This is a genomic window from Paenibacillus sp. FSL L8-0641, from assembly GCF_038006265.1.
Classification (GTDB): Bacteria; Bacillota; Bacilli; order Paenibacillales; family Paenibacillaceae; genus Paenibacillus; species Paenibacillus polymyxa_D.
The window spans coordinates 3,736,988-3,750,437 of the sequence record NZ_JBBOUW010000001.1 but is presented as its reverse complement, the minus strand read 5'-3'; the positions used below and the strand labels follow the sequence as shown (position 1 = coordinate 3,750,437).

The 13,450-nt window shown below is 38.2% G+C and carries 12 protein-coding genes and 1 pseudogene; all 13 read left to right on the top strand.

Features of this window, described 5'->3' with window-relative positions; translation table 11 throughout:
- Positions 1-172 precede the first annotated feature (172 nt).
- The 13 genes and pseudogenes from MKY16_RS16940 (at position 173) to MKY16_RS16880 (ending at position 13,393) form a co-directional block, all read left to right on the top strand.
- Positions 173-658 (top strand): hypothetical protein, encoded by a 486-nt coding sequence (locus MKY16_RS16940; protein WP_340956282.1) that lies wholly within the window; start codon positions 173-175, stop codon positions 656-658.
- A 540-nt stretch (positions 659-1,198) separates the two neighbouring features.
- A complete protein-coding gene (locus tag MKY16_RS16935; RefSeq protein WP_340932781.1) occupies positions 1,199-1,687 on the top strand; it encodes a hypothetical protein in 489 nt (162 codons plus the stop codon).
- A 177-nt stretch (positions 1,688-1,864) separates the two neighbouring features.
- Entirely contained in the window at positions 1,865-2,491 is a 627-nt protein-coding gene (locus MKY16_RS16930; RefSeq protein WP_340932780.1) for a hypothetical protein, read from the top strand.
- A gap of 219 nt (positions 2,492-2,710) precedes the next feature.
- Positions 2,711-3,520: a class I SAM-dependent methyltransferase gene (locus tag MKY16_RS16925; RefSeq protein ID WP_340956280.1), complete on the top strand. Its 810-nt coding sequence runs from the start codon at positions 2,711-2,713 to the stop codon at positions 3,518-3,520.
- A gap of 281 nt (positions 3,521-3,801) precedes the next feature.
- A complete protein-coding gene (locus tag MKY16_RS16920) occupies positions 3,802-4,461 on the top strand; it encodes a hypothetical protein (protein ID WP_340932774.1) in 660 nt (219 codons plus the stop codon).
- A gap of 186 nt (positions 4,462-4,647) precedes the next feature.
- On the top strand, positions 4,648-5,076 hold the full coding sequence (locus MKY16_RS16915) for a hypothetical protein (RefSeq protein ID WP_340956278.1): 429 nt from the start codon (positions 4,648-4,650) through the stop codon (positions 5,074-5,076).
- A 215-nt stretch (positions 5,077-5,291) separates the two neighbouring features.
- Entirely contained in the window at positions 5,292-6,695 is a 1,404-nt protein-coding gene (locus tag MKY16_RS16910) for a caspase family protein (protein ID WP_340956276.1), read from the top strand.
- A gap of 213 nt (positions 6,696-6,908) precedes the next feature.
- Positions 6,909-7,409 (top strand): hypothetical protein, encoded by a 501-nt coding sequence (locus MKY16_RS16905; protein ID WP_340956274.1) that lies wholly within the window; start codon positions 6,909-6,911, stop codon positions 7,407-7,409.
- A 619-nt stretch (positions 7,410-8,028) separates the two neighbouring features.
- Positions 8,029-9,069, top strand: coding sequence for an ABC transporter substrate-binding protein (locus MKY16_RS16900; protein WP_069010396.1), 1,041 nt, complete (start codon positions 8,029-8,031; stop codon positions 9,067-9,069).
- Between the two features lies 1 nt (position 9,070).
- The gene (locus tag MKY16_RS16895; protein ID WP_340956270.1) at positions 9,071-9,847 is read left to right on the top strand and encodes a (2Fe-2S)-binding protein; all 777 of its coding nucleotides are present in this window, start codon (positions 9,071-9,073) and stop codon (positions 9,845-9,847) included.
- A 109-nt stretch (positions 9,848-9,956) separates the two neighbouring features.
- Complete coding sequence (locus MKY16_RS16890) at positions 9,957-11,678, top strand: helix-turn-helix domain-containing protein (protein WP_340956268.1); 1,722 nt, start codon at positions 9,957-9,959, stop codon at positions 11,676-11,678.
- Positions 11,679-12,450: 772 nt separating this feature from the next.
- Positions 12,451-12,801, top strand: a pseudogene (locus MKY16_RS16885) (hypothetical protein).
- A gap of 223 nt (positions 12,802-13,024) precedes the next feature.
- Complete coding sequence (locus tag MKY16_RS16880) at positions 13,025-13,393, top strand: hypothetical protein (RefSeq protein WP_340956267.1); 369 nt, start codon at positions 13,025-13,027, stop codon at positions 13,391-13,393.
- The last annotated feature ends 57 nt before the right edge of the window (positions 13,394-13,450 follow it).

Sequence of the window (13,450 nt, the reverse complement as noted above, 5' to 3'; positions counted from 1 at the left end):
AGAGTTAATTCGAGAAGCAATTCCGTCGTATAACATAGTATTCAAGCAGCGGCTCCTTTGGAGCCTTGGTCTGCGAGAAGGATTTCAGGGAAGCATTTCAGCAGACAACCCCTTCGGGGTTCATGAATACAGGAACGTTATAGGAAATCATTGTAGAGGATGAAAAGAGATAATGCGATTTTACATTTTTTCAAAACATGAAAGGTATTATAAGATCATAGTTTTTTCTTTAATTCTTGTTGTTACTCTTGCATGCATTTATTTGTACATTAGTCTTAACGATACTTTGAAATCGAATGAGTTGAATATCTTAACATTTGTATTAAGTTTTTTTTATGCTCTACTTCTTTTTATTATCGGTATATATTTGACAACCATGCAAAACAAAACTGGAAATTTATTTTATAGAAGAAAAGAACAATATAGGTCCTTGAAAAGTTTACTATCAGCTTATTCAAGCAACTTCACAATAAATGTAGATACGAATACTTTGTACTCCACGGTTCTTTTCCTTCAAGTTTTAACGGGGAGAACTGATTCCGCTAAGAAAGCACCTATTCAACAAGACGGATTTGAATTTACTAATAAGTATCTTAAATTAGAAAAATCTTTTTTAGAACATCAGGGTTTAACGGATAAGACAGGTTCTAAAGGATAAGGTTAGTCAAGGTTCAGACCTTAAACCAAAAAAATCGAAGTACAAACCTATAGAAAAGAAAATGAAAAAACATCATCTAAATATAGTCAAGAAAGTAAACAAAAATATACTCAAAATAGAAAAGGTATATAATGAAAGATTAACTGTAAGCCTTAATGATGAAGATAGTCTAGCACACAATCTTTTAGTTCTAGAAAGATTATTAAATCAAATAAGGGATAACTTGCTAAACCACAAAGACATAGATCAAATTGCTCATGATTATTCTAATTACTTAAAGAGAGAGATTGAATTACTGATCATACAATTTGGAGACAGAGTAGATAATTGCATTAATAAAGTAGAAAATCTTGAAATGCGGCTCGAAGGCGACAATGACATCCTATAACATAATATTCAAGCGGCGGTTCCTGAAGGACCCTTGGTCTGCTGGATGGATTTCGAAGATGTATTTCAGCAGACACATCCGACTTTGTCGGACGTCGTGAATACAGGAACGTTATCTGCAATTTCTCAAATATATTTAGGGAGGGAGAAGTAATGAAAAATCATGATGATGAAAAATCTGCCTTAGAAGAAGCTGCCGTTGGCATCTTTGTAGATTTATATAATTTAAATCGCGAAGATCACTTAGAAGTAATAGAGAGACGTGAGCGTCCAGATTATATCTTAAAGAGCATAAAAGATGGATTAGTAGCTCTAGAAGTAACTCACCTATTCTACGATGCCGACGAAGCTAAAATGTTATTTGGAAGATCGGCTGAGGAAATGCATGGATTAGAAAATTCAGCAAGCTATATGCAGGTTCTTAATGAACTACTGAAACAGAAGGAAAAAAAGATAGAGAAGTATGATGCTGCATATCCAATAGCGCTTTTAATTAGGAACGCTTCTCCTATATTCGGAATGAGTGATTTTCTTAGAAATAAAAATGCAATATACAAGCCAGAAAAATACACTCATATTTGGTTTGTTTCAAAAGACGGAAATGATAATGAATGGTCGTTAAAAGACTTGCTTACTGTTTAGTCAAAGAAGTGAGAAACAGCAGATAACATAATATTCATGCATCGGACATTCGTCCTCGGTCCGGCAGTCGCCGGACACCCAGCATGCGCTGGGTCATGAATACAAGAACGTTATAGGAAATATCCATATCTAAAAATTTATATTTATAATAAAAAGCAAGATTATGGAGGAGAACTTATGAAACATGCATTTAGTTTCCCTGAATACATAAGAAAAACACTTAAGGATTATGTTAACAATGCTATTCTAAAGACATTACCTGAACAAAATAACCAAGAATCACATTACACCTCGACATTACTAAGCAATCTACGAGGGACTGTGATAAATGATGATAACTACAAAATAGAGTTCTTTGGAGCGAATATAGATGATAGAGGGAAGAATTCTGCTGAGTCTAAGTATGGAGCTGACTTATCAATCGTAGCTGAAATAGTGGATAAAGAGAATCCGGCAAAAAGAATAAAGAAAGCAATTCTTATTCAAGCAAAATTGATGAAAGAATCAAACAGTAAATTAGAATCAAAAGGATTGAAAGAACAAATTGAAAAAATGAGAAAAATAACGCCGAATCCTAAAGTAATGAAAATAGCACCTTATAAGTACGATAGAAGTAAGAGAACAGTAAGTGTATGTAGTGGGAATAAAATATTAAATGATGAAAAGTACAAAGAGTATGATTTAGCAGATTATTTCGTAAAACGTGTGATTACAACATTTGATGGAGATACAAGACCAGAATTTGTTGAAAGGGCATTAAGAAGTGATCTGGAAATATTACAACTTTCAGTTGTTAAGAAGTAAGTATTTCTATACTTTCATTTGATTGATTGAATAGATTAGCATTATCGAAGAAGTCGGATACATCCTATAACATAATATTCACGCTGCGGACATTCGTCCTTGGTCCGGCATACGCCGGACACTCAGCATACGCTGAGCCGTGAATACAGGAACGTTATCGGAAATTAATGCAAATCTGAAATGCTCAAATATAAATATCTACTAAGAGAAGGTGCCTTCATGGACAAGAATTCATTAAATAGAAGAAGCATTATTGTTGATGGGGAAAATGGTGTCGGCAGCTCGGAAGACTTAAAAAAGAATGTTGTTCATAAAACAAACAGCCTATATTGGGATACCAAAGGCAATGACTTCTTAAAAGCAATCGTGCTCCCTTATTATGGAGCATTTATCTCAGAAGAAAAGTGCCAGCTCTTTGGTGATATCTCAGGAAAAAAACTGCTGGAGATCGGCTGCGGAAATGGTCAATCCTTGCAATATCAAGGGGAACGAAACGCATCTGAACTATGGGCTGTGGATATTTCAGAAAGACAAATTGAAAAGGCAGCGCAACATTTGAAGTCATGTGGAATAGCAGCAAAATTGATATGTTCTCCCATGGAAGAAGAATGCGGCATCCCGACGGATTATTTTGACTATGTTTATTCAATTTATGCCATAGGTTGGACCACCAATCTTGAGGGTACCTTTCGACGAATATCTTCTTACCTTAAAAAAGACGGGCTATTTATTTTCAGTTGGTCTCACCCTATACACAGATGGGTCACTACAGAAAATGATAGGTTTGTAATTAATAAGAGTTACTTTAATGAAGGTTGGTATCCGGTAGTTGATGAAGGTGAGCTATTGTTAGCGGACCGTATGCTGTCAACTTATGTAAACGCGCTTGCAAAAGCTGGGTTTGTAATTGAGCTAATGATTGAGGAATCTGATTATGAGTTTATGCAATTGCGGGATGATAACAGCGATATGGCAAAGAGAGCAAAGATGCTTCCAGTAACTTTTGTGATAAAGGCAAGAAAACTATAAGATATAGAAACAAAAGCGAAACTGACTCCAAGATTTTTAGAGGTTCGAGGAAGGTATTGACATCCGATAACAAAACATTCGCGCTGCGGGTCGCTGTCGCACCCCTTGGTCCGCCCGAGGATTTTCAGGGAAGATTAACAGGCGGACAACCCTGCACTGCCTAACCGCATCGCGGCCGCTCCCGTTGGTCGCTTAAGGCAGTGAGGGTTCGTGAATGCCTGAACGTTAACTGAAATTCCGACAAGTTCATGATTGAAGGAAATATCAAAGGAGGAATTAATTTGCCTTGGCCTATGGTACACTTTGCAATTTCAGAAAACCTTTCTATTAATGACCCCTCACCCAATTTTTTGTTAGGCAGTATTGCTCCGGATGCGATTCATATGAGAGGGAAGGTATCCAGGGAAGAAAAAGGTGTGACTCATCTCGTACATAACGATAAATTACCAGCCAAGGAATTGATCATGGAGAAGTGCAAGGAATATTTACTGAAGCAAGCGGGGCCAGAATGGAAGGACTTTGTTATAGGTTACTTTTCACATATTTATACAGATTTAAGGTGGACAGATACCGTCTATTTCGATTTTGAGAAAAACTACAGAGGCGAAAAGAATGATATTAGAAAGACATATAACCTTGAAGTTAGCCAAGTAGAATTTGATCTCTTAAGATCAATGGGAAGTACTGAAAAACTGTTTACAAAACTCTTAAAAGCCAAGGGATATACAATAAATCCTTACATTACGCAGCTTGAAGTCAATCAGTATAGGGATAATAAGGTGAGATGGCTGCAAAATCTAAAGAATGAACCTCATATAGCACCTATCTATTTTAAAGCAGAAATTATTAAGATCTTTGTTAGTGAAACATCAAGGGAATTGAAAGAACTATTTAAAGACCAGAGTATTGATTATTTCGAAGGAGGCAGGAACATTAGTTAACATCGTATATACGCTGCGTCCTGTCGGCCTTGGTCTGCAAGAGGGATTTTGAGGAAGCCTATTCACCAGACAACCCTGCACCACCTAACCGCATCGCGGCCGGACCTACGGTCCTTAAGGGGGTGAGGGTTCGTAGATACACAAACGTTATGTGAAATCGACGATATTATTTAAGAGGTAAGCACAATGAAGATAATAAGAAATAAAGAAGAACTTGAAGGCACTTGTTATATTGAAATTTTGCCGGGTAGATATCTTGGTCAATGTTGGAATGATACTTCAATCTTTTTGACCGAAGAAGTATTTGGTTTTATAGAGAAATCAATTGAAAGTGAATATACTACTTATGATCACTATGCTTTTAATGAGATTCAAAAGGAAATTTGGGGGAGAATCCTAGGGAGATTAGAAAGAGTAATAAATCTTCTTGAAGGACAACCCGAAATGAATACACTTAAAGAGCATATTGGCTTTTTCTTTGGATGTAGTGAAGATGAATTTATAAAAGACTATGAAAATAACATTGAAAAACTGAGGAAATTAATTAACGAATTTCAAACATGGATTAAAGAGCGATTGAAATCCAAAAATTATATTTCAGTACTAGGCATTTAGCTAATTTAAGGAAGTTGTCGACATCACATAACATCTTATTCACGCTGCGGAACCTGACGGCTCCTTGGTCCTCCCGAGGAATTTGGATCTAGGCGGACAAAACCTGCGAACCTAACCGCGTCGCGGCCGCCCCGTTGGGGCTCAAGGTTCTCGGGTTCGTGAATACAGAAACGTTATACGACAGAATCAAAGTTAAAGAAAGGGAGAATTACATCATGAAAAATGTAGCTATAGTAATAGCAGTATCAGATTACGAAAATATCACGCCACTACCAGGTTGTAAAAATGATTATAAACTTATATCAGATATTTTAAAGGCAACAAATAAATACACAGATGTTTTAGAAATATATGAAAAAACCGATTCTCTGAATGTAAAAGAAAGTTTAACGAGTTTCTTCTCTGGTATAAAGGAGGAAGAGATTGGGGAACTTTTCTTTTACTACACTGGACATGGAACTTATGATGGGGAAGAAGAGGATCTTAGATTTGTTCTAACAGACTATTCAAAAGAAAAATATAATACAACTACTCTTTCAAATAATTTTATTGATCAACAGATTAGAGGAGTTGATCCAAAATTAACTGTAAAAGTAGTTGATGCATGTAATTCCGGAATACCTTATATCAAAGGAGATTTAGAGGTTACTCAAATCTTCGAACAAGAAAAAGCAATTAGTAATTTGTATTTTATGTTCTCTTCTCATAGCCATCAGTCTTCCTATGTAGATACGATTAGTCATTTTACAAAAAGTTTTGCCGAAGCCATCTTAAATTACAAAGGAAATGAAATCAGCTATGCAAGCATTATAGAATACATTAAAGATAAATTTGCTCAGTCAAGTAAACAAACTCCTTATTTTGTTACTCAAGGCACTATGAGTGATATTTTTTGTAATATTACAGATATCATAAAAAATATTGATATAAAAAAATATGAAAAACAAATTCTTGATTATAAAAAAGAAGAAACTTCATTGACTGAAGCAATTAAAAGATTATCTAAATCATATTCATCTAAAGATGAGATTGATAAGATTTTAAGTGAGATGAAAGAAGCATTTGCTGAAATAATTAATATTGACTTTCTTGCAGAGATATTTTCTTTAGATGTTATTGAAGTATCAAATTATACAGAAATTTTAGACATAGATTCAGTAGCTAGGTGGATTGATGAAAAGCCTAATGATTATTTTATTGAAGTAGAGAAAGAAGAGATCAGTAATAGTAACAATATTTATGGGAATCTCATCCCATTGTTTAAGCCAAAAGTTGAGTTTAAAGGTATTTTTACAAGGCTGAATACTACTTTTGACTCTCTTAAAATAAAATTAAATCCAAGTTATCCGGCAACTTTCCCTTACCAATGTAATGTAGTTTTTTTAATTTCACGTTATAAGATTACCGTTTTTTATAAATTCATCACGTATCATGAAACTGGATGGGAAATATATGATTATGGTGATAAAAGTAAATGGAAGTATTTCGATTTGAGATATGCCAATAAAAGTGAAGGAATGAAAAGAATTAAGAAAATCAATAATGAATTTTTTGAATATATTAAAAGCAGTATACAAGCACGCTTGGAAGTACAAAATTCCTCGAATAAACATGATTAAGTTAAATAGGTTAGAGCGTTGAAAAAATATAAATAAAGCCTAATCGAAGAAGTAATTTCGTCGTATAACATAATATTCAAGCAGCGGCTCCTTTGGAGCCTTGGTCTGCGGATGGATTTAGGGGAGGAATTTCAGCAGACAACCCCTTAGAGGTTCATAAATACAGAAATGTTATGTGAAATCACATAAGATTTTAAAGGATGGATGATTCAATTGGATAATTTAGCGCTAGAGAGCTGGATTGATACACATAAAATTATGGATAGGACCTTAGAAGGTTTTTGGGTAACATTCAATAACTACATGAAAGAATGTCCAGAAGAAATTAGTTTGTTTTTTGATGAATTGAATCTAGAAGATATTAAGCCTTCAATATATACAATTGAGTATAAAACTATTTTTCATTCCGATTATCAGATTGCAGACAGTCACTATTCCCAGCAGGTTATATCTACGTTAGACATTTACTACAAAAAAAAGAGAATAGGTTATTATAGAATGTTCTTTTATACCGATGGCGAATGCTTTGACGATAGCCTAGTTACGGAATGGACAGGCTGGTATATAACATTGAAACTTAAAGCGTTAATTGAACTTCAACAAGAAATTAAAAATGAATTGGTAAAAAATAAGATCAAAGAAGATGAAATCGAAAAAATCTATAATTTAATAGATAAACAAATATCTAAAATCAAAGTTCAAATCCATAAATAATTGTAGGTAGAAAGTTCGAAGAAGATGTGGCATCACATAACATAATATTCAAGCTGCGGCTCCTTTGGAGCCTGGGTCTGATAGAAGAGTGTTGGAGAGAAATTATTTCAGCAGACACCCCCTAACGGGTGCATAAATACAAGGACGTTATAGGAAATACTTGATAAAAGGAGAAAGCAAAATGTTTTAGAAATATCTGCGGATGAAAGGGTATTAAAGATAGATGTTTCACCGAAAATGGCTTATGAATCCAAAGGAACATTTTATGAGTCCCACATTCAGAATTTAATGAAGAGTACCACAAATTTATCATACAAACCTCTGTTGTAGTTTCAATGGAACAAATGGATATGGAATGTACATTGACGCAAGAGGTAGAAATCAATGAAAAGAAAAAATGGGAGATTCTTGGTTTTGTTGGCTTGATACATTAGACGATGATTATGCAGTAATTAGTAAAAGAGCTGATAGAATTGTAAATGAAGATATAGCGGTTTACATGTCGCATTAGTCCGGCTGAAATGTCGCAAAAGTACATGGTAACGCGATGTGGAGATATATTATACTCGCCTTATATTTCGATAATGAAAATCATTATCATACATAAGGAGGATTCACCATGAATAAAGGAACAAAGAGGCAAGCTGCCGGAAGCATGGCACATGCTAACCATAAATCACGATTTTTAATGGGCTGGATGCTGGCCCTTGTTCTTGTACTGACGGCTTGCGGTGCCGGAGCAGGTACAAATGGCGGCAATGAGTCTGCTACAACTCCAACGGACACGCCTTCGAATGGAGCGTCTCAGACTGCCGGAGCCTTCCCGGTTACGATCTCGCATATGAAGGGTCAGTATACGCTTAACGAGAAACCAAAGAAAATTGCTGTGCTTGATGTCAAATTTCTGGATCAATTGCTAGCCGTTGGCGAGCAGCCGGCAGGCAGTGTTATCGCTGAAGGCAATACCACATTTCCGGAATATTTAGGCGATAAGCCGGGTGACGTACAGGTTTTAGGTACACGGGACAAGCCCAATCTGGAAGCGATTGTAGCATTGGACCCGGATCTTATTTTAATGACTGATTTTCAAGAGAAAGAGTATGAGAGTGTAAGCAAAATAGCACCCACAATCGTACTCGACTTCTACGAGGATTGGCGAGATACGTTAGCTACGGTGGCTGCGATCACAGGTAAGCAGGCAGAGGCAGAAACTGTGCGTAAGGCTTATGAGGACAAAATTGCAGGACTGAAGGAGAAGCTGTCGGAGAAGTTGGGAGAGGAAACGGTAGCACTTATTCGTCCGAGAAAAGAAGGCATTCGTGTTCATGGTCTTGAGCATCGAACAGGCGGCATTCTGTATGAGGATTTGGGCTTAAAAATGCCTGCATTAGTCCAGAAGATCAAAGATGATACCTCCGTTGAAATCTCGATGGAGAAAGTTCCTGAGATTGGTGCAGATCATTATTTTGTTCTGTCTGATGAGTTGTTTGCGGCAGAGGCAGAGGCTTTGGATAGCAGTTCAGTATGGAAATCCCTTGATGCAGTCAAAAATAACCGTGCATATGATGTTAATTCTACACTTTGGATCGCTTATTATGGCCCACTTGCAATTAATATTATTGTAGATCAGGCATCGGAAGCACTGTTGGGATCGAATTAAAATGGACCATTATCTATCGACTGACTTATGGCAGCAAACGGTGGATGAACACTCGATTCGGCTTGGTGAGCCATCTGAAGATAATGTCCGTACTATTGCTTTGAGTCAACTACATGAAGAAGCTGCATGCCGAGAGTATTTAAGCTGGCTTCAAGAGTATATTGGTGCGCCTGACATGAGGGTAGCTGCTTCGATGTTAGCTAAGCGAATCGGCTACCTGTGGATTGCTCCGTTGCTGACCGCGATGACCGTTCATCATCAGCATGTTTCTTTTCGGCTAGACAACAGCTTTCTCTATCATCCGACGCTCACAGCTAATGAGGGGGGGACGCATTTTCCTTTTCTAGCTATGAACGGGCTTCGGGCAGAAGCACTAACTGGAGACAGGGAAGTGTGGCGGGAAAAGGTGGTAAAGGAGATGTTTGCGTTACACCTTGCACCGCTGTTAAAGACGCTTGCTGCGATTGCTCCTCTTTCGATGAGTATCCTTTGGGAGAATATCATGATACGCATTGTCCCATTATATACTCCTGAAGTAGACAATGCTGAGCAAGAAAGTCAGCACATCCAGGCAGATTTTTCATATCTGACGCAAGGAGCGCCCGGGCATTTGTTCGGTGTAAAAAGAAATCCGTTCACCCGGTTCACAAAAAATAAGGACAGCATTCCAGCCGTGAAAAGCAAGCGTACCACCTGTTGTTTTTATTACCGGATGTCAGGGGAATATTGCAGAAAATGTCCGAAAATTGACAATGAGAATAAATCTCAATTAAAATGACAACAGTAACAATTTTACTTTTGCTAACAGGCCTGGTTGTAGTTAATTGGTTAAGCCTAGTCATGTGAGTCACTCTAGCAAAGGATGCTATTGTCAGGAGATGAGAGAAATGCCGCTACAAGAACAGACAAGTCTATGGAGTGATACAACGATCAAGATGCTTGACGAGTATAGCGGTACTTTGCAGACAGGCAGTGTTCTTCGCGAAACGGAATTAACTTCGAATGTGTTGTTGCTGGCATACGGAGGGGAAGGGGAGCTTGCAATGAATGGTGAGGTTTGCCACATTGGAGCTTCTTTTGCTGGTCATGTTGTTAAGGGGACATCCTTAACGCTGACGGCCAGATCAGACGACATTTATTATATCGTGATCATGTACAAGGCTTCTTCTATGGAGGGAGCCTCTCTTGTTTTGCCTTCATATCGAAAACATCCGTTGCGCACTTCATTTGTGCAAAATTCGGTAACCCAAGCAGAATGGATCGAGAATGCAGAAAAAATTGTTGCCAAATGGCGTCGTGGCGAAGGGATGGAACGTTTTCATGCCAATGCGTTGCTTCAGGGCATGATCTACGAACTGATCATGGATTACGAACGTGATCAGGGAGGAGAAGCGTCTGACATGGTGGATGTTGTCGCTTCATATATAGCGTCGCATTATCGCCAGAATCTGGAGCTTAAAGAGCTGGCAGCCCTTGCTGGATGCAGCTTAAGACAGCTGCAGCGACGATTCAAACAAGAGAAGCAGCTCGGACTGACTGAGTATGTCATTCAGTTGCGCATGGAGAGTGCATCGCGGATGCTGCGTCACACGGATGCTCCCATCGGTGAAATTGCTGACAGAATGGGCTATCGCGACATGTATTATTTCAGTAGGGCGTTTAAGAAATATTATGGCATCCCTCCGCTGCGTTATAGGCTTGATGCCGCTTCGAAAACAGATATAGACTATGCTCATTCCTTGCAGCGGAACCGCACAGCTTCTTCATATGAGTCGGCCCAAGGCTCGGTGATATGCCATATGCGAGGGGAATACTATGTTATCGGATCTCCGAAGCGTATCGCTGTACTCGATGTGCAATATGCCGATCATTTGCTTGCGCTGGGGCTCTCTCCAGCAGGTAGTGTAGGACTAGGCAATGCAGTGTTACATTTCCCTCAAACGATCAGGGCAGGACTTCAGAATACTGAATTACTCGGAACATATGAGTACCCCGACCTGCTTGCAGTGGAGCGACTGTCTCCGGATCTAATTATTTGCACCGAGGTACATGAGCCGCACTATGAACAGTTAAGCCGGATCGCTCCAGTTCTCATGTTTAAGCGCAATGAAAACTGGCAGACTATTCTGACTCTGTTCGGTGAATTGACAGGCAAACGAGAAGAGGCAAAGCGTATTATAGCGGATTATCACCGACGAACCACATTGCTGTCCGAAGAACTTGCTCGCGTTCTGGCAGGCAAGAGCGTGGCACTGATCCGTCCGCTGGATTCTCTGGTTCGCGTGCATTCTGCCTCTCATCGTACAGGGGCTGTGCTGTACCATGATCTAGGTCTGCCTGTTCCGTTATTTGTGGCAGATACCTCCGACACGGCCTATCACATCTCAGTTGACAGACTACCGGCTGTACATGCCAGCCATTACTTCTTGCTTAGCCATGAACTCATGCAGGAGGGAATATCCGCGACAGAGCAACGTGTCTGGGGAATGCTTGATACCGTTGAGCGCCAGCACATACACTCGGTCGATGCCGCGACATGGATCGGCTGTTATGGACCCACAGGCATCAATGGCATTGTGGATCAGATCGCTCAGGCTTTGTTGGCTTGATGGGAGAAGAAGTTGCTACTTGTGCGCATAGAGATTTTAACAGGAACTAAAGACAGTTCATCTTTGCCTTATGTCATAGAGGGAAAGTTGAACTGTTTTTTTATGGCCAATCCATCAGATAACATCATATCCACGCATCGGAGCCTGGCGGTTCCTCGGTCCGGCAAAGAGGATTGCCAGGGAGGGGCAGGCGGACACATACGCACGGCGGCCACTCATTTCGTTCGCATAAGTCAGAGGAACATCGTGAACACAGAAACGTTATATGCTAGAAATGATGGATAACAAGTAGAATAAAAGAAAAATGCAAGAAAATAAATGAGAACACTTGTTTGCATTCGCAAATACAGGTAAAATATAGATACAATTGACTCTTGGGTGGGCATGGTTTTCCTTCGAAAAGTGAGACCATGGATGTAAAAGATGCGGTGACTCTAATGTTACTATTGTGGACATCTATTCTTGCATTTTTAACATACATCTATAACAACAAGAGAAGGTAAAAAATCACCTAAAGGTTAAGAGCCGAAGGTGGGTTTTTATTATCTGAGACTTAGAAGGGAATAAACCCTCCAAGCCAATTGTAATGACCAGATGTTGACCGTAATTGGTCTTTCTTTAAGTGTGCTAACAGATGAAAAAAGATGAATTAAAGAAAAAATAAGATAAGTGAAGTGAAAAGCAAGTTAGTAAGCAAACTCATATGCGAAATACTATGCAACAATTTTAAAAATCTATTAAAACAAAAACAAGAAAATGAGGGATGTGCCCAATGACATTACAGGACCTATTTAATGAAAAACCAACTCAATTGTAAAAACAAAAGAATGGTTGAATACGGAGATGACCTTTTTACAGAAGAGAGATTATTAATGTGTGATAAAGTCCTTGATAACTATCTAAACCAATTAATATTATTACAAGAAACTAAACATCCTGAAAGTATTATGAAGGCTGTAGAAGAAATTGTAATTACGTTTAATGAATTGAATGAAAAGAACACTATTTTATTGAAACGATGGAACGTGAAGAACTGGCTGAATTTATAGATAAGGCAGCAAGACTAGCTGGATTAGAAATTGAGGAGGATCAAGATATTACAGAAGAATGGAGAGAATGGTGATGGTGAATTAAACAGGATTTCTAAGTAGATTCAATGAATTCATGGTACCTCTGTATAACATCACATCCAAGCATCGTCGCATTCGCTCCTCGGTTCGGCAGAAGTTGAGAAGCCATGAAGTAGAATCAGTCGAACATATTCGGCATACGCCGGACGTCTTGAATACAGAAACGTTATGTGAGATCAGCTAGGAATAAAAAGGCTATATTTAGGAGCAAGTACTATGAAGCGAATTTACAAGCATATCGAAGAATACACAGATCAGGAAATAAAAGATATTTTAACTCGCCGAGAAGTAGAAAAACTTATATATTTACCACTTTCAGTTGGAATGTATCATCACAATTGGAAGTTTGCTCAAGATATATGTCTTAAATCAGCGCAACATGATAATCCAAATGTAAGAGCGAATTCTGTATTGGGATTAGAACATATAGCAAGAACTAAAAAACAGTTAGATAAAAGACTAGTAAAACCAATCATTTTGAAAGAATTAAAAAATAATATAGAACATAAAGGAATAATATTAGATGCTATAAGTGATATAAATTTATTTATGAAGTGGAAACTAGCAAGGAAGCATAATTATTAGTTGACTCGAAGAAAAGCTGACCTCATATAACATCGCATCTACGCTGCGGGCGTTGCC